At 32.8% G+C, this 26,301-nt stretch carries 19 protein-coding genes and 1 pseudogene; 13 read left to right on the top strand and 7 right to left on the bottom strand.

The genetic code is table 11. The features are described 5' to 3' along the window. From FUA26_RS05845 to FUA26_RS05790, 13 genes and pseudogenes are all read left to right on the top strand, one after another. The coding region (locus FUA26_RS05845; protein WP_186826868.1) for a DUF7507 domain-containing protein at nucleotides 1–7,026 on the top strand (7,026 nt) is incomplete at its 5' end. Between the two features lie 340 nt (nucleotides 7,027–7,366). After that, nucleotides 7,367–7,810 carry a hypothetical protein gene (locus tag FUA26_RS05840; protein ID WP_186826867.1) on the top strand — a complete coding sequence of 148 codons (444 nt, stop codon included), beginning with the start codon at nucleotides 7,367–7,369 and terminating at the stop codon, nucleotides 7,808–7,810. Nucleotides 7,811–7,988: 178 nt separating this feature from the next. Beyond that, nucleotides 7,989–8,681 carry a hypothetical protein gene (locus tag FUA26_RS05835; protein ID WP_186826866.1) on the top strand — a complete coding sequence of 231 codons (693 nt, stop codon included), beginning with the start codon at nucleotides 7,989–7,991 and terminating at the stop codon, nucleotides 8,679–8,681. Nucleotides 8,682–8,878: 197 nt separating this feature from the next. Further along, nucleotides 8,879–9,595, top strand: coding sequence for a hypothetical protein (locus FUA26_RS05830; protein WP_147132903.1), 717 nt, complete (start codon nucleotides 8,879–8,881; stop codon nucleotides 9,593–9,595). A 134-nt stretch (nucleotides 9,596–9,729) separates the two neighbouring features. Then, nucleotides 9,730–10,137: pseudogene (locus FUA26_RS15895) on the top strand (DUF2064 domain-containing protein); the annotation flags it as partial. A gap of 45 nt (nucleotides 10,138–10,182) precedes the next feature. Continuing rightward, entirely contained in the window at nucleotides 10,183–10,416 is a 234-nt protein-coding gene (locus tag FUA26_RS15800) for a hypothetical protein (RefSeq protein ID WP_246109084.1), read from the top strand. Nucleotides 10,417–10,495: 79 nt separating this feature from the next. Continuing rightward, nucleotides 10,496–13,516 (top strand): TonB-dependent receptor domain-containing protein, encoded by a 3,021-nt coding sequence (locus FUA26_RS05820; protein ID WP_147132899.1) that lies wholly within the window; start codon nucleotides 10,496–10,498, stop codon nucleotides 13,514–13,516. A gap of 10 nt (nucleotides 13,517–13,526) precedes the next feature. Further along, a complete protein-coding gene (locus FUA26_RS05815; RefSeq protein WP_186826865.1) occupies nucleotides 13,527–14,450 on the top strand; it encodes a nucleoside hydrolase in 924 nt (307 codons plus the stop codon). Nucleotides 14,451–14,453: 3 nt separating this feature from the next. After that, nucleotides 14,454–15,422, top strand: coding sequence for a phosphotransferase (locus FUA26_RS05810; protein ID WP_147132891.1), 969 nt, complete (start codon nucleotides 14,454–14,456; stop codon nucleotides 15,420–15,422). 72 nt (nucleotides 15,423–15,494) lie between these two features. Further along, complete coding sequence (locus tag FUA26_RS05805) at nucleotides 15,495–16,394, top strand: EamA family transporter (protein ID WP_147132888.1); 900 nt, start codon at nucleotides 15,495–15,497, stop codon at nucleotides 16,392–16,394. A gap of 95 nt (nucleotides 16,395–16,489) precedes the next feature. Beyond that, nucleotides 16,490–17,068 carry a TetR/AcrR family transcriptional regulator gene (locus FUA26_RS05800; RefSeq protein WP_147132885.1) on the top strand — a complete coding sequence of 193 codons (579 nt, stop codon included), beginning with the start codon at nucleotides 16,490–16,492 and terminating at the stop codon, nucleotides 17,066–17,068. A 9-nt stretch (nucleotides 17,069–17,077) separates the two neighbouring features. After that, a complete protein-coding gene (locus tag FUA26_RS05795) occupies nucleotides 17,078–17,710 on the top strand; it encodes a nitroreductase family protein (protein ID WP_147132882.1) in 633 nt (210 codons plus the stop codon). 19 nt (nucleotides 17,711–17,729) lie between these two features. After that, complete coding sequence (locus FUA26_RS05790; RefSeq protein ID WP_147132880.1) at nucleotides 17,730–18,887, top strand: iron-containing alcohol dehydrogenase; 1,158 nt, start codon at nucleotides 17,730–17,732, stop codon at nucleotides 18,885–18,887. Between the two features lie 62 nt (nucleotides 18,888–18,949). Here the strand turns inward: FUA26_RS05790 and FUA26_RS05785 are convergent, their stop codons facing one another. From FUA26_RS05785 to FUA26_RS05760, 7 genes are all read right to left on the bottom strand, one after another. After that, on the bottom strand, nucleotides 18,950–19,141 hold the full coding sequence (locus FUA26_RS05785) for a hypothetical protein (RefSeq protein WP_147132877.1): 192 nt from the start codon (nucleotides 19,139–19,141) through the stop codon (nucleotides 18,950–18,952). 553 nt (nucleotides 19,142–19,694) lie between these two features. After that, the gene (locus FUA26_RS05780) at nucleotides 19,695–21,587 is read right to left on the bottom strand and encodes a monovalent cation:proton antiporter-2 (CPA2) family protein (RefSeq protein WP_147132874.1); all 1,893 of its coding nucleotides are present in this window, start codon (nucleotides 21,585–21,587) and stop codon (nucleotides 19,695–19,697) included. A gap of 6 nt (nucleotides 21,588–21,593) precedes the next feature. After that, the gene (kefF, locus tag FUA26_RS05775; RefSeq protein WP_147132871.1) at nucleotides 21,594–22,187 is read right to left on the bottom strand and encodes a glutathione-regulated potassium-efflux system oxidoreductase KefF; all 594 of its coding nucleotides are present in this window, start codon (nucleotides 22,185–22,187) and stop codon (nucleotides 21,594–21,596) included. A 91-nt stretch (nucleotides 22,188–22,278) separates the two neighbouring features. Continuing rightward, nucleotides 22,279–23,646, bottom strand: a complete 1,368-nt coding sequence (locus FUA26_RS05770) for an NAD-dependent succinate-semialdehyde dehydrogenase (RefSeq protein WP_147132868.1) — start codon at nucleotides 23,644–23,646, stop codon at nucleotides 22,279–22,281. A gap of 3 nt (nucleotides 23,647–23,649) precedes the next feature. After that, the gene (locus tag FUA26_RS15795) at nucleotides 23,650–24,117 is read right to left on the bottom strand and encodes a thiamine pyrophosphate-dependent enzyme (protein ID WP_246109083.1); all 468 of its coding nucleotides are present in this window, start codon (nucleotides 24,115–24,117) and stop codon (nucleotides 23,650–23,652) included. After that, nucleotides 24,102–25,307, bottom strand: coding sequence for an acetolactate synthase large subunit (locus FUA26_RS05765; RefSeq protein ID WP_246109082.1), 1,206 nt, complete (start codon nucleotides 25,305–25,307; stop codon nucleotides 24,102–24,104). The genes FUA26_RS15795 and FUA26_RS05765 overlap by 16 nt, the downstream gene beginning before the upstream one ends. A gap of 82 nt (nucleotides 25,308–25,389) precedes the next feature. Then, nucleotides 25,390–26,190, bottom strand: a complete 801-nt coding sequence (locus FUA26_RS05760; RefSeq protein ID WP_147132865.1) for an SDR family NAD(P)-dependent oxidoreductase — start codon at nucleotides 26,188–26,190, stop codon at nucleotides 25,390–25,392. Nucleotides 26,191–26,301 lie beyond the last annotated feature (111 nt).

Raw genomic sequence — 26,301 nt, 5'->3', positions numbered from 1 at the left:
ATCGATACACCTGCATTCACAATTACAGATGCCGATGGTGCAGAAACTGTAGATTGTATCGCAGATGCAACGGAAACGTTTACACTACCAACAGTAACCGATGTTTGTGGTAATACTTTAACGCCTTCAGCAGCGGTAATCACTGAAAACCCAGATCCGTTAACTTGCGAAGGTACTAGAACGTATACTTACACCTATACAGATTGCGCGGGTAACACAGATACTTGGGCGTATGTGTACACCATTGATACACCTGCTTTCACGATTACAGATGCCGACGGCGCTGAAACTGTAGAATGCTTAAACGATGCAATACAACCTTCAGCACCAGTTGTAATTGATGCTTGTGGTAACACTATAACTCCAGTGATTACAGAAAATACCAGTCCAGTTTGTGAAGGTGAAAAAATATATACTTTTACTTATACAGACTGTGCAGGAAACACAGCACAATACACCTATACGTATACAATTGATTACACTATGAGCCCAATTGTACCTGCAAACGATTCTAGTACTGTATCCAGTACCGATGAAGCTGTTCAACCAACAGCACCTGTGGTTGTAGATAATTGTGGCGCCGAAATTACACCTGTAATCACTGAAAATGCTGATCCTGTATGTGATGGCCAAAAAGTTTATACATTTACCTATACAGATTGTGCTGGAAATACATCTGTTTATACTTATACCTATAATATAGATGTTACTTCTACCCTCGAGATAGAAGATACTACCATTACAAGTTGTAGTGATGAACCTTTAAATTTTGACTTAACATCTTTAACGTCATTATCTAATGTTAATTTTGAATGGATTGTTTCCTCTAACTCAAACTTAACAGGAGCAAATGCGGGAAATGGGACTATTTTAAATGATGCTATAAACAATATTAGTGGTACTTCTCAAACTATAATTTACACTATAACGCCATTTAATAGTGATGGGTGTTCTGGTAATACCTTCGATATTGAAGTAACCGTTAACCCAGAGCCTTATAATACTAATCCTCCAAGTGACGATACTTGTAGTAATGCAGCACTAAATCATGATTTGAATACAGATGTTAATGTTTTTGGGAGTTCATTTATATGGTATGCTACAGATAATCCGAGTATTTCTGGAGAAACAACCACACCTACTAGTTCAGATTTAATTTCTGACACTTTAATCAATGTTTCTGGTACTATACAAACGGTTACTTACACGGTGGTTGCAACAAGCAATTTAGGTTGTGAGGGTAATGCGTATACATATACTGTGACCATTAGTCCTGAAGCAACACTAAGAGTTGAAAAAGTAGCCTTAGCGGCAACAGATGGAAGTTATGATACTTTAGGAGAAGTTATTGAATATGAAATTACAGTTGAAAACATATCTGAAGTTGCATTAAGCAATATTACACTAACCGATGCAAATGCAGATAGTATAACACCAACTTCTATTCCAACAATTCCCGCTTATGGTACAACTACCTTTACAGCAACTCATGTAATTTCTCAAGCAGATTTAGATGCTGGTGAAGTGATTAATAGCGCAACAATTACAGCTACAGACCCGTGTGGGACATTAGTTAGTGTTGTATCAAACGACCCAAATACAACTACTCCAGATGACGCTACTGTAACCCCACTAAATCAAACACCTGCACTTTCTTTATTGAAAGAGGCAACATTTAACGATGAAAATGGAGACGGGTTGCCTCAAGCTAATGAAACTATAACTTATAATTTTACAGTTGAAAATACCGGAAATGTAACAATTACCAATATAGCAATAGCAGATCCTTTGGTTGTTGTTAATGGCGGACCAATAAATTTATCACCAAATGAGATAGATAGTACATCATTTTCGTCGATATACGTTATAACACAGGCTAATATTGATTCAGGAAGTTTAACAAACTCTGCAACAGTTTCAGGTAACGCTCCTGATGGCAATGTTGTAAGTGACACGTCTGATGATCCTAATGACACAACTAATACAGACAATAATGGCGATGGAGATCCAGATGATGTAACTATATTTACGTTTACAGAAGCCCCAGAGCTTACGCTTTATAAAACGGGTGTTTTTATTGATGCCAATAACGACGGTTTACCACAAGTTGGTGAAACCATAGAATATACATTTAATATCATTAATACAGGGAATGTTACTATTTCTAATATCGTAATTTCAGATGCCAATGTAACTGTTACAGGTGGGCCAATAACCTTAGCCCCAAATACGAGTGACAATACATCATTTACTGCAATTTATACATTAACACAAAGTGATATTGATAACGGTAATGTATTAAATATAGCAACAGCGTCTGGTGTAACACCAAGTAATACTAATGTTTCAGACGAGTCGGACGATCCTACAACTACTGATGATAACGATGCTACTACAACAAGTTTATCACAAAGTTCTAGAGTTTCATTGTTAAAAACAGCTACGTTTAATGACGAAAATGGTAATGGTTTTCCTGATGTAAATGAAACATTAACTTATAATTTTACGGTTCAAAATACAGGTAATACAACCTTAACTAACCTTATAATTAACGATCCGTTGGTAACCGTAAATGGTGGTCCTATAAACTTAGAACCAAATGCTATAGATAATACGTCATTTAGTGCAGTATATACCTTAACACAAGATGATATTAACAATGGTGAAATTTCGAATTCTGCAGTAATTACTGGTACAAACCCAGATGGTGAAACTATAACTGATGTATCAGACGATCCAAATAATACTACTAACACAGATGCTAATAGTGATGGTGATCCAGACGATATTACCATTACAGCATTAAATTCAAATCCGCAAATTAGTATTGAAAAATTGGGTGTATTTCAAGATGAAAACAACGATGGTATTGCTCAAGTTGGCGAAACTATTAGTTATGTATTTAACGTTATTAATACTGGAAACGTTACCATTTCCAACATAACAGTTACAGATGCTTTAGCTACAGTTGTTGGCGGCCCAATAACATTAAACCCGTTGGAGAATGATAATACCAGTTTTACAGCATCCTACACATTAACTCAAAATGATATTGATAACGGTGCTTTTACTAATATTGCAACTGTTAGTGGTAATGCTCCAAATGGAAATTCAATTTCCGATACATCAGACGATCCGAATAACCCAAATAATCAAGATAGCAATGGCGATGGTGAACCAGATGACCCAACAATAACAGTAATACCAACAGCTGGAAGCCTTAGCTTAACAAAAATAGCGCTTCCTGCTACTGATGGAAGCTATGATACGCTTGGTGAAATTATTAATTATGAATTAACCATAACAAACACTGGTAATGTTACTCTAACTAATATTACACTTAGTGACGCTAATGCCGATTTAGGTAGTATATCTCCTGCCCTAATTAATACATTGGCACCAGGAGCATCTACTATTGTGAATGCTTCACATACAATTACGCAAAACGATTTAAATACAGGTGAAGTAAATAATACAGCCACAGTAACCGGTGAAGATCCTTTTGGTAATACTATTAATGATACATCTGATGATCCTAATAACACGACTAATAATGACATAGATGGCGATGGAGACCCTGATGATGTTACTACAACGCTCATAGAGCAAGTACCAGCATTAGCTTTAGAAAAAACAGCTACGTTTAACGACGAAAATAACGATGGTATCCCACAAGTTGGTGAAACCATAACTTATAATTTTTCTGTAGAAAATACGGGTAATGTTGTTGTTAGTAATATTACAATTACAGATCCTTTGGTTAATGTTAACGGTGGCCCAATTAGTTTGATGCCAACAGAGCAAAACAGCACCACTTTTTATGCCATTTATACCATTACATTAGCCGATTTAAATTCAGGAAGTATATCAAATTCTGCTACAGTTACTGGCGAAGATCCTTCTGGGAATACTGTTTCAGATATTTCAGACGATCCAAATAACAATACAAATACCGATATAAACGGTAATGGAAATCCAGATGATGCTACCATAACACTTTTAAATGCAACTCCAGAATTAACCCTTGAAAAAACAGGAATATTTATAGATTCGAATGGTGATGGTTTAGCTCAAGTAGGAGAAACAATTCAATACATTTTTGATGTTTCTAATACGGGTAATGTTACTATTTTTAATATTACAATTACCGACCCGTTAGTTACTGTTAATGGCGGTTCTATAGATTTAAATCCTGGAGAAACAGATTCTACAACATTTACAGCAAATTACACATTAACCCAAACCGATGTAGATAATGGTTTTGTAGAAAACAGAGCTTTATCTTCTGGTAATGCGCCAAATGGAGACACTGTTTCAGACGAATCAGACGATCCTACAACCACTAACAACGACGATGTTACGGTTACAACCTTATCAAGAGAGCCACAATTAACCTTATTAAAAATAGGAACTTTTAACGATGAAAACGGTGATGGTATTCCACAAGCAGGAGAAACTATTTCATATGAATTTATTGTTAGAAACACAGGTAATGTTACGTTGTTTAACGTGGAAGTTACAGATCCTATAGTGCCTGTTACTGGCAGTACAATAAATTTAGCACCGGCACAAGTTGATAGCACCACATTTTCGGCTATTTACACCATTCAACAAAGTGATATTGATTCGGGTAATTTAACCAATACCGCACTAGTTACCGGTAATGATATTGATGGTAGCATTGTTACGGATGTAAGTGATTTTTCTGATGATCCTGACAACCCAGACAACATCGATTTAAATGGCGATGGCGATCCAGACGATCCAACCGTTACTACATTAACAGGACAACCTGAATTATCACTTGAAAAAATAGGGGTTTTTAACGATGAAAATGGTGATGGTTTAACCCAAGTAGGAGAAACTATTAGCTACACGTTTATAGTAACAAATACAGGAAACTTAACCATTACAAACATTAGCATATCAGATCCTTTGGTAAATGTTAATGGAAGTTCTATAGATTTAGCACCTGAAGAAATGGACAATACAACGTTTACAGCTACTTACATTATTACACAGTTTGATATTGATTCTGGTCGCGTTAATAATTCTGCTACAGTTTCAGGACAAGATCCAAATGGGAATGTTATTACTGATAGATCAGATGACCCGAATAACCCAGCTAACGTTGATGCTAATAATGATGGAAACCCAGATGATACAACTACTACAAGTTTGCCAACTAACGGAAGCATTAGTATTTCTAAAGCAGGTATAGCTTCACCTGATGGTAATTATGACACTGTAAATGAAGTTATCACTTACAGCATAATAGTTACTAACACAGGCAATGTTACTTTAACAAATATTGAAATTACAGATGAAAATGCAGATGCTGGTAGTATTTCGCCAGCAAATATTACAATTTTGTTACCAGGCGAATCTGTTAATGTTTATGCTGCTCATACAATTACACAATCAGACTTAGATGCTGGAATGGTTTCTAATACGGCAACGGTATCTGCTACAGATCCTTTTGGTAATGATATTTCTGATCTTTCTGACGACCCAGATAATACTGCAAATGATGATATAAATGGCAATGGAAACCCAGATGATGCTACAATAACAACCATAACTCAAAACCCAAGTTTAGAATTAACTAAATCTGCCAATGCACCCCAAGATGGTAATTTTGATACCGTTGGAGAAGTTATAACCTACACGCTTATTGTAACCAATACTGGTAATGTAACGTTATCTAACTTAACCGTTAGCGATGCTAATGCAGATGCAGGAAGCATTATGCCAAATGTAATTAGTACTTTGGCACCGGGGGATTCTGTTACCATAACGGCTACTCATACCATAACCCAAAACGATTTAGATGATGGCTTTGTAACAAACAGTGCAACAATTACAGCTCAGGATAGTAATGGAGACACGATTTCAGATGTATCAGATGATCCGAACAACCCAACCAATGATGATCCAGATCAAGACGGTAATCCTGATGATGCAACAATTACAATGTTACAGCAATCTGCAAATCTAGATATTATTAAAACTGTAGATTTCAATACTTATCAAAATATTGGGGATATTTTAACCTATACTATTACAGTAACCAATACAGGAACGGTAACCTTATTAAACGTTATAATTACCGATCCTACAGCAACCATTACAGGTAACAATACCATTAATGCACTTGCTCCAGAAGAACAATTTGTAACAACAGCAGAATATATAATTTCAGCTGCAGATATTGATGCTATGCAAGTTGAAAACACAGCATATGTTAATGCTACAGTTATTAATTCGAATACCACAATTGATGAAGATTCAGATGACCCAAGCATTGATACAAATATTGATATAGATAATGATGGTGACTTTGAAGACCCTACGTTAAGTATATTCTCAGGTTCATCAGACCTAAGTATCGAAAAAACGGTAAATAATTTAGAGCCTGTGGTTGGTGATGAGGTAATTTTTACAATAACCGTAGCTAATGAAGGTTCTGTTACTGCAGAAAACATTGTTGTAGAAGAAGTACTTCCTAGTGGTTATGAATTTGTTTCAGCACTATCTACAGCAGGTAATTATGATGATTTTAATGGCGAATGGATTATACCTGTTTTAAACCAAGGCGATGTGCATATTTTAGAAATTACTGTTGAAGTGTTAGGTTTTGGAGATTATGAAAACACGGCTACCATAAATAGCTTTGATGGTGGAATGGATACCAATTTATCTAATAACAGCGACAGTGCTACTGTAACAGCCGAGTGTAAGTTGTTATACAATGAATTTTCTCCAAACGGCGATGGTGTTAATGATACATTGTATATTGATTGTATTGAACGATACCCGAACAACACGCTAGAAATATATAATCGTTGGGGTAATATTGTATTTAAAAAGAAAGGTTATACTAATGCTAATGGCTGGAATGGTACATCAACTGGTAGAGCTACTATACAAGAAGAAAAAATATTGCCTGTTGGTACTTATTTTTATGTTTTAAACCTAGGAGATAATAGCAAACCAAGAACCGGCTGGTTATATATTAATAGATAATGAATGTTTGTTAAGTGTAAAACGCTTATATTTAGGTATTTAATTTATTTCATAAAATAAAATGCTTAAAATACAGCTAACAAAAAATATAACTTTTTTTGATGTCGTTTATTATCTGTTATCATTAACAGTGGTTGTAATGAGCTTTATTTTTCCTAAAAAGGATTTATATGTCATTGTTCCAATAACAGTTTTAGTATTAATATGTACATATATACACAAGTGTAAAAAGAACACGAATATTATTTTTGTTTTAGCTTTAGTTTTAATTCTAATTTCTAATGGTTTGTCATTATATAATTTTGATAAATATTACTTCTGGATAACAAATTTAACCACCTTGCAATTGATACTTTTTTCAGTTGTTTTAAAAAAATATTTAAAAACAGGACCTTTAAAATCTTTTTTAAAGGTTCCTGTTTTAATTAGTTTTGCTTTAGTGCTTTACATTATTTATTCAGTATTAAGTTTTTTAGTAGATTTTATAACAGGAAGTGATATGTTTTTCTCATTAATATGTGCTATAAGTATTGTAGTTTTTATGTTTGCAGTATCTGTTATTTACATTAACGATGTTTATGAGCATTGTTTAACTATTTTAACTTCTGGTATTTTGTTATTTTTTCAAATGGGTTTAAGTACTATTAATGAGTATTTATATTATAACAAGTTTTTTACTGTATTAATTATGATAACGCATTTTGTAGCGCTTTATTTTTTTATGATATTTCTTGTTGAAACCAACGTAATTAATGATGAAGATATAAAAGAAAAGTTTATTTAAAATAACAGCTTAACGTATTTAAATTTTTATTCATCTACACTTATAAGCAGGTTCAACCTACATGACATACTTATAATTGATTTTGAAGGTATATTTGTAAAACCAAATCGTTATATCAAACTTAACCTACTTTTTAATTTAAAGAGACGCGTGTTTAATGTTTGTTATTAATAAAAGTTTGAAATCAAGTTGGTGCATAAAAAAAGCTTTAAACATAAGCTTTTATATTTTACTTATAATAGGTGCTGTAATAGCTTTTACATTAGAAAGGCACAAACAAATTTACATAATACCATTGCTGGGTTTCAATATTCTAGCTATTTATTTTTCTCATAAGCAGTATAAATTAAACGTGTTTTTTGTAGCTGCTTTAATAACAGCCATTATAACAGACATTGTTTCTTTACTGGCCTTTTCAAAATTTCATAATATTGTAGTTTTTTTAACATCATTATATATAACAGGTTTTACGTTAACCTTAAAAAAATATGTTTCCCAAAGTAAATTTGCTAATTTTCTTAAAATATATGTTTTAATAAGTATTATACTTATTGCTTATGTTTTGTATATGATTTTGAGTTATTTAATGAATTTTATAACAGGTAATAGCATGCTAATAACACTGCTTTGTGCTTTTTTATTGGTTGTTTTAGTATCAACAATAGCTATAATTTATTTAAGTAACACTTACAAAAACGGACCTATTATTTTAACCTCAGGCATGCTTCTTTTTTTTCAAATAGCTCTTAGTACAATAAACCAATATTTATATCCGCACAGACTTTTTTCAGTTTTAATTTTACTTACACATTTTATGTCTCTTTACTTTTTAGCAAAGTTTATAGTTGAAACTAAACCAATAAATGGTTAATAATATTTTAAGTAGTGTTTCCAATAACAGTAACAATTTAAATTTTAATATGTTATGTTTTAATTGAGTGTATATTATAGAATTGTAGATGTTAAAAAGTTATTTCTTTTGAATATAATCACATATTTATAAAAGTTTGTACCTATATTTATACTAAGTAAACACTACTACTACCTAACTTAAATATTAAATATAGTATGCAAAAAAATGTAACAGAAATTAACGTTTTTGATGTTATGTTTTTTGCGTTATCAACTATAGCTGTTGTTATGAGTGTTTTTTTGCCTAAGCAAGATTTAAACATAGTTGTACCCCTGGTTATTTGGTCTTTAATAGCATTGTACTTAAATAAATCAAAAAAAAAATATAACTTTTTATTTGTTACTGCATTATTTTTATCATCTATTTCCAGTTTTCTTTCCATAACAAATTTTAATGATTTTTATATTTTAATTACAACTACAACCTCATTATACCTAATTGGTTTTTCAATTGTTTTAAAAAAATATCTTTTAAAAGGACGTTTAAAAACATTTTTAAGTTTACCTGTTTTAATAAGTGTAGTTTCCTTTGGCTATTTAATTTATACTATCATAAAATTTATGACTGATTTCATTAACAACAATGAACTGTTTTTTACTATAATTTGTGCTTTGGCTTATGTAGTTTATATAGTTTGTATTGGAGTTATTTATTTAAATGATGTGTATGAAAACCGAACACTTTTGCTTGCTTCGGGCATTTTATTGCTTATTCAAATAGGGCTAAGCGCAATGAATGAATTTTTGTTTTATACCCGTACTTTTACAGTTATAATTTTAATAGCACACTTTGCATCAGTATATTTTTTGGTATTATTTATTTTGAAAACGAAGGTTTTAAAAGACAAAGACATAAAAGAGCAATTTATTTAAAAAAAACCATGTTTTTAAGTCTTTACTTTGTTTTGATTATCAGCAACTTAAAACAATTCAATTAAACTTTAACAACTTTTAAAGTAAGGGTTTTGTTTTAGTGCAGACAAAAAAGTTTTTAAAAATTTGTTGCTATTAAAACAACCACCAAAACAGCTGTACTATTATTTTCTCTATCGCCTGAGGCTTCACAAAGGCAGTATACCACTGTTTTAAATTATAAAATATCAAAAAAGCTAAATCAAAGCGCTTTAAATAAAATTAAAGCTACTGGTTTAAATTATTTTCATTTCACTGAAAATAACCAAATTGGAGACTCTTTTGGAGCGCGCTACAGTAACGCTATAGCTACTATTTTTAGTTTAGGCTATAAGCAAATAATCACTATTGGTAATGATACCCCGCAATTAACAACAGCACACATTTTACAAGCGCAAAAACTGGTTGAAAATAACCAACCTGTTTTAGGCCCAAGTTTTGATGGCGGTTTTTATCTTTTAGCCATAACAAAATCGCAATTTAATAAATCACAATTTAAGACCTTTAAATGGCAAACAAGTAATGTGTTTGAGCAAGTTTTCAACTATTTGAACACACAAAGTTTAAGTAAACCAACCTATTTACTTCCAATATTTCATGATTTAGATACTTCTGCACAGGCAAAAAAGTTAATTGCAGTATTAGGTATATCAAATAAAACAATAGGTGCATTATTAGCGCAACTTATCACTGGTTTTAACTGTTATACCGTATTTAAAATACAGTATTATACCTATCTTTTTACTTCACAATATAACAATAAAGGGTCGCCACTACTCTAGTTTTCAACCTGTTTTAATTGTAAAAAAATATAATTCATTTTATTAAATAAAGTGCTTTTGGGCACACTCTTAAATTGTTATGAAAAAAATTATAAGCATATTATGTTTATTATGTATTAGCGCCGTTATGGCACAAGAAGACTTAGAAGTAAGTGTTATAAACTTTTCAACAGGTTTGCCTGTAAATAATGTAGAAATTACGCTTGTTAATCAAAATATATCTTACAAAAACATAAAAACTACCAATAATTCGGGTAAAGTATTGTTTAATTCTATTCCTGTTATAAATAATTATCAAATAGTTTTTGAAGGTAATAATATGTATGCTGCTCAAGTATCTGAACGTATTGATGTACGCTCAAACCAAGAGCTAACAGCACAATTATGGCTATTACCTGTTGAACAGCAAACCGAAGATTTACAAGAAATAATCATAAACTCAAATACAGGTGCTAAAATAAATAGAACATCGGCCGAGGTTGCTTTCGAACTTAAAAAAGCTGAATTAGAAGCTTTACCTGTTGAAGGAAGAGACATTACACGCGCGTTATTTAGGTTGCCCAATGTTGCACAAGCAACAGGTTTTTTCTCTGAAGCACCTAATGTAAGTATTAATGGCGGTAACGGACTTTTTACTAGCTACTTAATTGATGGTTTAGATAATAACGAACGGTTTTTAGGCGGACAAAAATTTGCTATTCCAGTAGGTTTCACAAAAGATATCACTGTGTTAACCAATAATTATTCTGCTGAGTTTGGCTTATCAAACAATGGTGTTATAAATGTTACCACAAAATCTGGTAGTAACAATTTTACTGGCGAAGTATTTTTTGTTACCAGACCCGGTAGCATTATTGATGCAAGTTCACCTTTTGCACAGCAAGACCTTTCGGGTAACCAAGTACAAGACGGTTTTATGCGCTTTCAGCAAGGGTTTTCATTAGGTGGCCCCATAGTTAAAAATAAAACTTTCTTTTTTGTGAATGCAGAATACACACGCGATACAAAAGATAATTTATTAAACTCCGAAGCTTTAAATGTAAATGAAACTGTTACAGGCCACAATAATTTTTCGTATTTCTCGGGTAAAATAGATCATAATTGGTCGCAAAACTTTAGAAGTTCGCTACGCGCTAACGTTGGTTTAGTGGCCATTGAAAGACAAGGCGGCGGATTAGAAGGCGGTGTTACGTTTCCATCCGCGGGTAATTTTCAAGATAGAAAATCGTTCAACCTTGCTTTTAAAAATGATATTATTGGTAACAAGTTTAGTTTTCAATCTAATATTCAATATGCACGTTTTCGTTGGAATTATGCCCGTTCTGAAACCAATAATAGTCCGCAAGTAACAGTTTTAGACCCCAATGAAACTACCATTGCCGTGTTAGGAAACCCTGGTTTTGTTTTTGATGAACTTGAAAAAACACTTCAAATTCAACAAAAATTAAAATATTACTTTAAAAATCACACACTTAAAGCAGGCGCTGGTTTTATTTCATCTAACCACAGTTTATTTGGTGGTGGTAACCCTAACGGTAACTATACAGTACGTTTAAATGCCAATGAATTAGCAAACATTCAAAACGCTAATTTAGGTGCTAACTTAAGTATAAATGATATTCCAAGTGATGTTGCTGTAACGGCTTACGCTGTAGAATTAAGCCCGCAATCGTTTGGTAAAACTCAAAATATTTATTCAATGTACTTTGAAGATGAATGGGCTTTAAATGATAAATGGAACTTAACCTTTGGTTTACGTTATGATTATGATAATTTATCTGTTGGTGGTGGCACTAAAGGCGATACTGATAATGTTGCACCAAGATTTAATTTCAATTATGCATTAAGTGATAATGAAAGTATTCGTGGTGGTTATGGTATTTTTTACGATAAAATAAATTATGCCATTTATAGTGATGCTTTACAAAGTAATACAACAGGTAACGATTATAAATTACAAATTGAAGAGTTTGTAAATTTGGGTATTTTACCAGAAAGCACCAATGTAGATAAAGTGGTTTTTAATGGTAATTTAAGTGCAGCTTTTGTTGAGGCAGATAATATTACCTATTTAAATGGGCCAACCAGTGCTTCACTACAAAATAACCGTGCAGGTGTTTTTAGTAATGAGCGCAGAATATTAAATCCTAATGGTTATCAAAATCCGTACACACATCAGTTAACACTGGGGTATCAATGGCAAATTAATAACAATAGTTTGTTTTATGTAGATGTTGTGCACAACTGGTCTAGAGATTTATTCAGGCTGAGAAACCTAAATGCTGCAGCACCTTTTACTGTTGGTGCAAACTTTACCCAAACCGATGTTAGAACACCTCAAGAAGCCGATTTGTCAAGACCAATTCCTATTGAAAATAGTAGCGCTACTATAAATGGAGAACGTATTACAGGTGTTTCAAGAAACGTAGTAGTTACTGAAAGTGGCGGGCGTTCACGTTATACGGCGCTAAGTTTAAATTACCAAAAAGACCGTGGTGATGGTATTTTGGGGTATAGGTTAAATTACACCTTGTCATCTTCAAAAAACAACACAGAAGATATTAATTTTAGAGCCATGGATAGTAATAATTTTGATGCAGAATACGCGCATGCTATTAATGATAGAACGCATTTAATTAACGGAATTGCTTCAGTGTATCCTATTGAAAACCTATCGTTTACAATGGCAGCATTGGTGCAAAGTGGGCAACCTATTAACCGTATACCAAATACAAGTATAGATAGTGCTAATTTTGAACGTTTTACTACCCGAGATTTGAATGGCGATGGCGCCTCTTTTGGAGATGCTTATGTGGGTAATAGCGATAGGTCTCCGGGTGAAGGCAGAAATAGTGATAGGTTACCGTGGTCTTACACCTTAGATTTTTCGGCGCAATACAGGTTTAAACTATCGGAAAAAACAAAATTAGAACTTCGTGCCGATGTTTTTAATGCGTTAAACACTGTAAATTTAAGTGGCTATAGCAATAATGCTACCCAAAGTAACCAAATACAAGAAGGCCCAAGTGGTAGTGGTTTTGTAAGCCGAAATGCGGCGCCACCAAGACAATTTCAATTTAGTGCACGTTATTTATTTTAAAATATATACAATGAAAAATAGTTTATTAATATACGTTTTTATGGCTTTGTTTTGTGTTAGCTTAACCCAAGCCCAAACTAAAATACCTTTAATAATTGATGCAGATACAGCCAATGAAGTTGATGATTTATTTGCGCTAGTTAGAGCTATAAATGCACCAGAGTTTAATTTACTTGGCATTACTTCGGCACAGTTTCACACATCGCCATTAGCAACAGATAGTACGGTGGTTGAAAGTCAGCGCATCAATGAAAAAATTATTGAATTACTAAAAGTTAAAAACATAGCTTTACCACTAGGGGCTAACAAACCGTTAGCAGATAAACATAAGCCTATGCCCTCGCCTGCTTCAGCATTTATTATAAAAAAAGCGCATCAGGCTACTATAAATAACAAATTGCATGTGGTAATTTTAGGCTCTTGTACAAATGTAGCGTCTGCAATCTTAACAGATCCTTCAATAATTTCAAAAATAAAGGTGCATTATTTAGGGTTTTGGCACAACCCAAAAACGAATAGTTACAATAAAAAAGAGTTCAATTCGGGTAATGATGTAATTGCTGTAAATGTACTTTTAAATACACCAAAGTTAGATTTAAGTGTAATGACAGCCACCACCAGTCAGCATCTGGTGTTCACAAAAAAAACGGTTGATTCAAAGTTGAAAGGTAAAGGTGGTATTGCCAATTATTTGGTTAATAGATGGGAAACTTATAAACGCTGGTGGACAAAAAAAGACCCCAAACAAAAAAAATGGATTATGTGGGATGTAGCTATTATTGAAGCTTTAGCGCACCCAGAGTTTACAAAGAGTAACACATTTTTAACACCCGCTGAAAACACACAAAGGCACATTTCTATTTATACACATATTGATACAAAAAAAATGGAAGCCGATTTTTGGCAACATTTTAAAACGCTTTTAAACAAGTAAACTATGATTTTATCTTCAGAAAATAATACAGTTGCATTAACTACCTTTTTTAATAAACATAATATTTTACTTGAAAATGAAGTAGTTAAAGCTATAGAAATTCCTGGTGAAGGTAATATGAATGTGGTTTTGCGCATTATTACAAATACCCGAACATTTATAGCAAAACAGTCGCGTCCATTTGTACAAAAATATCAGGATATTCCGGCGCCAATTGATAGAATTTCGGTAGAGCATCAATTTTATAAAAATATAGATAAAGGAAGCATTAACCGTAGTTTTCCAAAGCCGCTTCATTTCATTCCTGAACACCATATGTTAATTATAGAAGATTTAGGTTATGGTGATGATATGACTAGCATTTATGCAACCAGAAATATTTCGGATAAAACAACTGAAACACTTACGCAAATAGCAAGCGGTATTCACAGTACTAGTATTTCAAAAGCATTTCCTGAAAATTTAGAGCTTCGCAAACTAAATCACCAGCACATTTTTGTTTTACCGTTTTTGGCAGACAACGGTTTTTCTTTAAACAGCGTTCAAAATGGACTGCTAGAACTGGCGCAACCTATAAAAGACCATAGTTCTTTAAAAGAAAACATTACTAACTTAGGTAATTTATACCTAAAAACGGGCGGAGTGCTTTTACATGGCGATTATTATCCCGGAAGTTGGTTACAACAAAACAAAAATGTTTTTGTGTTAGATCCTGAATTTAGTTTTATGGGGCCTGCTGAGTTTGATTTAGGTGTAATGATTGCACATTTAGTTATGGCTACAGGCAAAAAAACAATGTTTAACAAAGTTATTGATAATTACAATTTACCTATAAATACAACATTGGTTAAAGCCTTTGCTGGTTCTGAAATTATAAGGCGCATAATTGGTTTGGCTCAATTGCCTTTGCAACGTACTATTAAAGAAAAGCAGCAACTTTTAAATTTGGCAACAACTTGGGTTTTAAATTAATGCAATTATTTAAGTAAAATTAATATAAACAGATGTTGTAAACCCTAATAACAAAGTATATTTGCGCCCATTATGTGGATGTATTTAGGTTTATTAGCAGCATTGTTTTTAGGGTTACACAACCTTTGTAAAAAACATGCAGTACAGGGTAACGAGGCTTTTCCGGTGTTGTTGGGCACTGTATCAAGTGGTTTTATTTTTATAGCAGTTTTTTATGTGCTATCTATTTTTTATCCGGAATATGCAGAAAGTAAAGGGTATAATTTTCAAGTTATTACATGGCAACAACATGGTTTTATTATCATAAAATCGGCTATAATGGCAGCATCATGGTTGTTAGCGTATCAAGCATTAAAACATTTGCCAATAACTATTGTAACACCAATTCGTTCTGCAGGTCCTTTTTTTACCTTCATAGGTGCCATTGTTATTTACAGAGAAAGTCCTAATTTTTATCAATGGATAGGTTTTTTTCTCATTATTTTTTCGGTGATGTTATATTCAAAAATTGGAAAAAAAGAAGGCATCATTTTTAAACGAAATAAATGGATTTTTGCCATCATTGGTGCCACGTTTTTAGGGGCTAGTAGCGGATTGTATGATAAATTTTTAATTCAGAATTTAAGTTTAAATCCGCAAACATTACAATTTTGGTTTTGTTTGTACACTATTCTTATTTTACTTATTATTTTAAGTATTACATGGTTTCCTTATGCTGAAAAACGTAAGGCATTCAAATTCCGATGGACTATAATTGCAGTTGGTATTTTATTGCAAGCTGCAGACTATTTTTACTTTAAAGCATTACAAGACCCTGATGCTTTAATTATGCTACTTTCAGCAATAAAACGTAGCCAAATTATAATTGCCGTTGTGGTTGGTGGCTTTATTTTTAAAGAACATAATAAACGTAAAAAACTGGTGCCTTTAGCTGGTATAATGATTGGTGTATTTCTTATTCTCTACAGTTAAAATTATGTTATAATTATCATATTTAAACTAAAGCTTTGTTAAAAAAATGAATGTTCATTCACTTTTTAGTACCTTTGTTTGGTAATAAAAAAGTAATGGCAAAACTTCAAAAAAGCATAGACAAACGTAACGCTTTAGTAAAGGCAACTATTGATTTGGTAAACAACAACGGTTTCCATGCTACACCTATGAGTAAAATTGCTAAAATGGCTAATGTATCGCCAGCAACCATCTATTTGTATTTTGAAAACAAGCAAGATTTAGTAAATCAAACCTATATTGATGTGAAAACTGAATTTACCCGTTTTGCTTTTGAAAATTATGATGCCAATGCTCCTGTAAAAGAAGCGTTTCAATATATATGGAATCGTATTGCAGACTTTAAACTAAAACAATGCGAACACGCCTTGTTTTTAGCACCATGCGATAACACGCCAATGATAGATGAAGCTAGCAGACAAGAAGGCATTAAGCATTTACAACCGCTACTAGATTTATGGGCAAAAGGTAAAGCCGAAGGTATTATAAAACCATATTCAGACTATATTTTATACGCCTACGCTATAAACCCGTTAGCTTTTTTAATGTTAGCTCAAAAACGTGGCGCAATTACTTTAGATGATATCTTAATTAAAAATGCTTTTGAAGCTGCTTGGAACAGTATAAAAAAATAAAAACAACCTATGGAATTATTAGATAAATTAAATTGGAGATATGCCGCTAAGGCAATGAACGGTAAAGCCGTACCAGAAGAAAAAGTAGAACGTATTTTAGAAGCTGCACGATTAGCACCAACGTCTAGTGGTTTGCAACCTTTCGAAATTTTTGTGGTAAAAAACCAAGACATTAAAGAACAAATTAAACCAATAGCTTGGAACCAAAGAGTTATTACAGAGTGCTCTCACCTACTCGTTTTTGCTGCTTGGGACACGTACACTGCAGATCGCATAAATTACATGTTCGATTTAACCAACGATATTCGTGGTTTTAAAAATGAAGGTTGGGAGAACTATCGTCAAATGTTACTTAATTCCTATCCGCAAAAAGATGCAGAAGAAAACTTTAATCACGCGGCAAAACAAGCCTATATTGCATTTTCTCAAGCTATTGCTGCTGCTGCTTTTGAAGGTGTAGATGCTACACCTATGGAAGGTTTTGATCCTGAAGCTGTAGATAAAATTTTAGGCTTACGCGAAAAAGGGCTACGTAGTGCAGTATTGTTACCACTTGGCTACAGAGAAGAAGAAAATGATTGGTTGGTAAATCTTGTAAAGGTTAGAAAACCTATGGAAGATTTAGTAACCGTAATTGACTAATTAAAAAAAGAGAAAGAAAATGAACAATTTTGAATTTAAAAATCCTACCAAAATCATTTTTGGAAAGGATTCAATAGAAAAACTGACAGATCAAATACCACAAGATGCCAAAGTATTAATGCTTTATGGTGGTGGTAGTATTAAAAAGAATGGTATTTACGATAAAGTAAAAACCGCTTTAGCTAATGTAGATGTTACCGAGTTTGGTGGTATTCCTGCAAATCCAGAATACGATATTTTAATGAATGCTTTAAAAGTCATTAAAGAAGAAAACATCACCTATTTATTAGCAGTTGGTGGCGGTTCTGTAATTGATGGAACAAAATTTTTATCGGCTGCAGCAGTTTACGACGGTGACACACCTTGGGATATCTTAATAAATAAAGTACGTACAGAAAATGGTATGCCATTTGGTACCGTATTAACCTTACCTGCTACAGGGTCTGAAATGAATTCTGGCGCAGTTATTACCAGAGAAGAAACTAAAGAAAAATTAGCTATGGGCGGACCTGGTTTATTTCCGCAGTTTTCAATATTAGATCCTTCGGTAATTACTTCTATTCCACAACGTCAATTGGCAAACGGAATAACAGATGCCTTTACACACGTATTAGAACAATACATGACCTACCCTATTGGTGCGTTATTACAAGATAGATTTGCCGAAAGTATTATGCAAACCTTAATAGACGTTGCACCAAAAGTATTAGAAGACCCAACAGATTTTAAAGCGGCTTCTAACTTTATGTGGAGTTGTACTATGGCGTTAAACGGACTTATACAACAAGGTGTTCCTGGTGACTGGGCCATCCATATGATGGGACACGAATTAACCGCTTTATTTGGTATTGATCACGCCAGAACATTAGCAGTAATTACACCAAGCCATTACAAGTATAATTTTGAAGCTAAGAAAGAAAAATTAGCTCAATACGCAGAACGTGTTTGGAATGTAACCGAAGGAAGCATTGACGATAAAGCTTATGCTGCTATTGAAAAAACCGAAGCGTTTTTTCATCAATTAGGTATAGATACTAAATTGTCTGATTACACTGATAAGTTTGAAGGTACTGCCGAAGAAATAGAAAAACGTTTTGAAGATCGTGGCTGGAAACTTGGTGAAAAACAAGAATTAATGCCAACAGATGCAAAAAAAATAGTGGCTATGGCGTATTAAAACAGCATATTTTTAATATGATAATAAAAAAAGGGCTTTATGAATAATAAAGCCCTGTTTTATTACACTTTCAAAGTTTTCAGTTTCTTTTCTAAAGCTTCTGCTTTGGCTTTAAACTTTTCCATAGCTTTTTTCATCTGTCCAATTTTTTTAAAGGCCTCTTCATCTTGCACTGCTGTAAAAGTTTCTATACCTTCTTTTTCTTTATATTTTGCTTTTGCGCCACAGGTTGGGCACGTTCTTACATCTGACATATTTATTGTTTTTAAAATTATAAAAATGAAAAGACTATCAAAAATGATAGTCTTTTCTGCTATTAATCTAAACCTATTATTTTACGATATACCTTTTCATTTTCATTGTACTTCCATCTATCATATTGGCGTAATTTGCTACAGATGCGTCTTTCATAAACTTTTGCATGGATTTGTCGGCATGTTCCATTGTGGTCCATTTAGCAACTACTAAAACTTCATTAGTGTCTGCATCAAAAGCGCTTTCTCTACTTATGTAACCCAGTTGGTTACTGGTATAATTAGCATCTACTTTGGCATCTTCAACCCAAAATTCATCAGCGTTTACTGTAGATTTTATTTTGAAGTGGTAATTTCTAATACATATGAATCTACTTTTTCTTCTTTTTCAGAAAAGCTTAAAGTTGTTAAGCTTAATAGAATTATTATAATGTATCTCATTAATTATTTTTTTAAAAGTTGAACTTACCATTGGTGTTTTTTCTATCGGCTTCGGGTAAAATAGTTTCCATTACGTCCCAATCTCAATATTTGGAATATCCTTTGGCATTTACTATAAATTATTGGTATTGTCTAGTTGTTGTCTAATATGTTCACTATCCCAGTGGTTATCATGTAATACAATACCTCTTTGAAAATCGTCTTCCAATAATTTTTCTTGTTCAGCAAGTTCTTTTCTAGCCTGAAATATATAGTTTTTATCATCAATTTTAGGCTGTTTTGCTAAGCGTCTTAAACTTTCTTCATCGTATTTTATAAAGTTTTGTACTTGCCTATTTAATGTGTACTTTCTAAAACCAAGTTTACTTAAAGCATCACTTGCTAATGTTAATGAGGTATCTAATGATTCTCTGTAAATATTGTCAATACCCATATTAATTAAATCGTAAGCTTCATAACGGTTTTTGGCCCTAATCATCAATTCAACATGCGGAAATTTTTCTTTTACTAGTTTGGTTACTTGTTTAGTTACACTTGGGCTATCTATAGCACAAATTAATATTTTGGCATCAGCAATACCTGCCGATTCCAATAAATCTAAACGTGTAGCATCACCATAGTATACCTCAAACCCCATTTTTCTCAAAAAATCTACACGGTTAGAATCTTGATCTAGAATAGTAGCTTCAACACCATGCGACCGTAAAAAGCGTCCTACTGTGCTACCAAAGTGACCAAACCCAACTAAAATAACCTTTTGTGATTTTGCAATATGGTCCATAGGGCGTTTTATAGACTCTTTAGTTCCTACTTTAGGCAAAATTAAACGCTCATTAATAATACCTAATATGGGTGTTAAAGACATGCTTAAGGCAGTAATTACAAGCATAATATCCATTTGTCCTTGTTCTAGAATACGAAGCCCAAAGGCAAATGACAATAATACAAATGCAAACTCTCCTATTTGTGATAAATTGAATGTTAATAATAATTTTTGATCAAGTTTTAGTTTAAAAAAATGTCCTGTTATAAACAAAACCAAAGCTTTTAATACAATTATGGCTACCAAAATACCACCAATTGTTAACGGGCTTTTGGCTATAACAATAAAATTAATTGAAGCCCCAACAGCCATAAAAAATAAACCTAAAAGCAAGTTTTTAAAAGGTTCTAAAGTGCTTTCTAATTCATGTTTAAATTCACTGTTAGATAATACTACACCACCTAAAAACGCCCCTAAGGCAGGACTTATTCCAACAAATTCCATTAAATATGATATGGCAAAAACAATTAAAAAAGCTGCTGCAATTAATAATTCTCGCACACCTGTTTTGGCAACTTTTCTTAACATAGGTACTATTAAAAATTTACCCGCAATAATTATTAATACTACCGATAAAATGATGGCTAATGTTTGAAACCCAATAGGTAAATTTTCTAGTAAGCTTGTGTGTTGTGAATGATTACTGTTAGTTGTTTTGGTTTCTGTATTTGTTAGTAACGGAATAAAACCAAGCATAAAAATTACAATAATATCTTGAAACAGTAATATTGAAAAAGAAGATGTCCCAGAGGTGGTTTCCATAAGGCCTTTTTCTTTTATTGTTTGCATTGCTATAGCTGTAGATGATAAAGCTACGGCCATTGAAATTACTAAAGATACTTTAGTACTAAACCCTAACAAAGCAAAAAGCCCATATGAGAGCACCATAGTTAACCCAACTTGTAAGCCTCCCATACCAAGTATGGTTTTACGCATACTCCAGAAGTTTTTTGGTTCAATTTCTAAACCTATTAAAAATAACATAACTACAACACCAAACTCAGCAAAGTGTAATATATCTTGACCTTCTTCGCCTATAAAACCTAAAACATAAGGTCCAATTAATACACCTGCCAATAAGTAGCCTATAACAGAACTTAAACCTAAACGTTTAGCTATAGCAACACAAATTATAGCACCTGCAAGAAAAACAATTGCTTCAAAAAGTAAACTTCCCGTCATAAAAAATTAGTGTGATAGTATTGGTAAATCGTTTAAGAATAAGCAATTTGAAAGTGTTTCAGTTACAAAATCAGATTGCAAAACATCTATAAGTTTTTCGTATTGTTGGGTGTAATTTTTAAGCGCATCATCTTGTAATTTATGAGTCCCCATAACAGCAAAAGGTGGTAAATATTTCATACCACACAAATTGGCTGTTTGTTCAAAAGGTCTTAAAAATTGGTTTACTGTAAAGCTGTTATAACCTTCAGAGCAATAAACATCTCTAGAGCCTCCTGTTGTTATAACATTCATAACTGTTTTACCCTGTAAAGCATTACCTTCAGGACCATAAGCCCAATTAAATTCTAGCACCATATCTATCCATTGCTTTAATAATGCAGGACTGCTATACCAATAAAACGGATGATGCCAAATGATAACATCATGCTGCTCTAATAAGGTCTGTTCCTTTTTAACATCTATATGAAAATGTGGGTAATGCTCATATAAATCATGAAATGTTACATGATTTTTTGTTTTTAAAACATTAACTAATTGTGCATTAACCCTAGATTTTTCAAATTTAGGGTGTGCAAAAATTACCAGTGTTTTTTTCATAATTTAAATAATATTGGCAATACTATAACGCTTTATAACACTGCACAATAACTATTGTTAAATTTAGTGATTATTTAACTTTTTACACAGTTTAATCTATCCAAACAGATTTTGTATTGGTAAATTCTTTTATACCATAACCAGCCAATTCTCTGCCATAACCACTATTTTTAACACCTCCAAAGGGTAACCGTGGGTCTGATACTACTAATTTATTTACAAAGCTACTACCCGCTTCTAGCTGTAGTGCTATTTGTTCACCGCGTGTTTTATTATTTGTTATAACACCAGCACCTAAACCAAATTGCGAATTATTTGCTAGCGCAATAGCTTCGGCTTCATCTTTGGCTTTAATAACCGATGCTACAGGACCAAAAAGCTCATTATCAAAACCTTCCATTCCTGGTTTTAAATCGGCCAAAATAGTAGCCGGATAGTAAGCGCCATCCATATCAGGTATGTTTCCTCCTAATATTAATTTTCCACCCTGATTTATAGTTTTTGTTACTTGTTCATGTAGCTCGTCTCTTAAGTCAATTCTAGCCATTGGGCCAAAATATGTATCTTCATTTAGTGGGTTGCCCATTTTTGCGGCTGCCATTTTGGTTTTGTATTGTTCTAAAAAGGCATCATAAATACTTTCTATTACAACAAATCGTTTAGCAGCAATACAGGTTTGCCCATTGTTTTGTAATCTTCCAAAAGTTGCTAAATCTGTAGCTTTATCTAAATCGGCATCTTCTAAAACAATATAAGCATCGCTACCACCAAGTTCCATTACGGTTTTCTTAAGGTTTTGTCCTGCAATTGATGCTACCGAGCGTCCTGCAGGATCACTACCTGTTAAAGTAACAGCAGCAATAGCTTTATTTTCAATAACATTTTTAACTAGTTTAGAACTTATATTTAAATTTGTAAAGGTACCTTCAGGAAAGCCCGCTTGTTTAAAAGCATCTTCTAAGGCAAAGGCGCAACCTTGTACATTTGATGCGTGTTTAAGTACTCCAATATTACCCGCCATTAAAGCAGGTGCTGCAAACCTTATAACTTGATAAAAAGGAAAATTCCAGGGCATAACAGCTAAAACAACACCAATGGGCTGAAATGTAACATAGCTTTTGCTAGCTTCAGTTTCCACAATTTCATTGGCTAGTAAATTGCTTGTGTTATCAGCGTAGTAATTACAAATCCATATACATTTTTCTATTTCTTTTCTAGACTGCACAATGGTTTTTCCCATTTCGGCAGTAGCTAATTGTGCATATGTTTCTTTGTTATTTTCTAGAACTTCAGCTAATTTGCGCATATATGCTGCACGTTCATTAAATGATAATAATTTCCATGTTTTAAAAGTTTCATTTGCTTTTAAAATTTTATCATGTAATTCATTTTCATTAATACGGTTGTAGGTTGCTATTTCTTTTCCAGTTGAAGGATTTATACTTATTGTGTTTGCCATTTTTTATTTTTTTAAATTTTGTGAATATTCTTTTATGCGTACATTAAGAATTTCATGATTTAGTGAATAATCTACAGGTAAATCAATTATATGTACACCTTTTGATTGTAAAGACGTTTCTAATATGTCTTGAAAATTTGCAACAGATGAAGCTCTGTAACCTTTAGCGCCAAAACTTTCGGCATATTTAATGAAATCAGGGTTTTTATAATCTAAACCATAATTACCAAATCCATTATTTTCTTGTTTCCATTTAATCATTCCGTAGGCATTATCATTTAAAATAATTACTACCAAATCTAAATTCAGCCTAACAGCTGTTTCAAGTTCTTGTGAATTCATCATAAAACCACCATCGCCATTTACCGAAACAACTTTTTTATCAGGGTTTAGTTCTTTTGCCATAATTGCCGAAGCTAAACCAGCGCCCATGGTAGCTAAAGCATTATCTAAAATTAAACTGTTTTGCATATATGCAGGTAATTACGTGCAAACCAAATTTTATAAATACCATTATCTAAAGTAACAATACCGTTTTCTGGTAGTGTATTTCTAATTACATTTACTAGGCGCTGTGGTAAAATTGGAAATCTGTTATCTTCTTTATATTTAGCTAAATGTTTGGCAACATTTTGTTTTACTTTTAAAAAGAAATCAATATCCCAGCTTTTAGCAAAAACCTTTAAGGCTTCGGTTAACTGGTTAACACTATTGGCTATATCTCCTATTACGTTTAAATGCGGAAAATAAACTTCATCTATTTCAGCAGGAAAAAAGTTTAAATGAATTACCTGCCTTTTATCTTCAGTATGCATAAAAAATGGAGGTTTTTCAATAGTATCATGCCCAACATTTATTATAACATCGGCATTACTGATGGCTTCGTGAAGGAAATCTGAATCGGATAACGCAGCAGTACCCAAATACATTGGGTGTCTTTCATCTATAATTCCCTTGCCCATTTGAGTATTAAAAAACGGAATACCTAGAGTGTCAACAAATTCTGTTAATGCTGTACTTGCTCTTTTGCGGTTAGCACCAGCACCAATAAGTAATAACGGTTTTTTTGCAGCTTTAATCATGTTGGCTGCTTTTGTTATGGTTTCGGTATCTACATGTGGTATTCTATAATCTACCACATCAAAAATTGCGGCATTGTCAACCTGTTCTTCAGCAATATCTTCAGGCAATTCAATGTGTACAGCGCCTGGTCTTTCTTCTTGGGCTAATCTAAAAGCTTCTCTTGTAATAGACGGAATGTGAGCACCATGCGTAACCTGTTTGGTAAACTTTGTTAATGGTTGCATCATTTCAACCACATCAATTATTTGAAATTTACCTTGTTTACTTTTTTTAATAGGTTTTTGGCCTGTTATCATTACTAAAGGCATAGCGCCTAATTGTGCATAAGCTGCAGGTGTTACTAAATTAGTAGCTCCAGGACCTAAAGTAGCTAAACAAACGCCTGGTTTTCCAGTTAATCTGCCATATGTTGCTGCCATAAAACCAGCTCCTTGCTCATGGCGTGTTAGCACCAATTTTATTTTTTTTGATTTCCGTAAAGATTCTAAAAAATCTAAGTTTTCTTCACCGGGTAAACCAAAAATATATTCTACACCTTCGTTTTCTAGTGCTTTTATAAATAAATCTGATGCTTTCATGTAGTAATTTTTCTTTTTATTTCTCTAAAACTAATGTTGTATTAAATCTAAGAATAAAGCTTTAAACCCCTAATTTAAAGCATTAAACATTTGTTAAAACAGCTGTAGTATTAGTTAAAAGATTATTAATTTTTTCTACATCATAAGCATCTGGATGTGCATTATTGTAACCACCTCTGTCATTATCAAAATAAGTACCTGTTTTATTGGCATGTATGCTATCCATAGCTAAAGAATATAAAATATCTACACCTTTTTGTGCGGGCGACCAATGCTGCCCATACGCTTCCTTAGCCATTTTGGTATTTAACAACGATCCTGGATTTACTGCAATAGTGGTAATATTTGAATGTTGTTTTGCAAAGTTGAACGACCACATAGTTAAAGCTAACTTACTTTGCGCATAACTTTCACTTGCGTTTACCGTAGCATCACCCGAAAGAATACCTTTTTGAACGGTAGATTGTGCTGCCGAACTTAAATTAACAATTCTGGGTTGATTTCCTTTTTCTAAAACCGAAATAATGTTTTCTGTTAATATGAAAGGCGCTAGATAATTAACTGCCATTCTAATATCTAAATCGTCTTTGGTTTTGTTTGTGGCTGTTTTGTATATACCAGCGTTATTGATAAGAATATCTAATTTATCAACATCCTTATTAATTTGTTTTGCCATTTGTTTCACAGCATTTAAATCTGAAAAATCGGCTATAAAACCTTTTATGTTTTTGTTGTTTGAAGCTTCTTTTAGCTCGTTAATCACTGTATTTAATTTGTCTTCACTTCTACCGTGAAGATATATTTCGTGTCCTTCTTCGGCTAGTTTTAAAGCGGTTAGTTTCCCTATTCCGTCTGTACTTCCTGTAATTAATATAGTTTTCATTGTGTTTTTTTATTTTTTGATGAAATGTCAGTTCGAGAGAAGTTATCCATATTATTTTTCTTCAGAAATTGTTCTAAAAAAAAATCACTCGAACTGACGTTCCCTTATTTT

The sequence above is a fragment of the Seonamhaeicola algicola genome (genome assembly GCF_007997385.1).
GTDB lineage: Bacteria > Bacteroidota > Bacteroidia > Flavobacteriales > Flavobacteriaceae > Seonamhaeicola > Seonamhaeicola algicola.
This window is presented reverse-complemented; position numbering and strand designations above follow the sequence as displayed.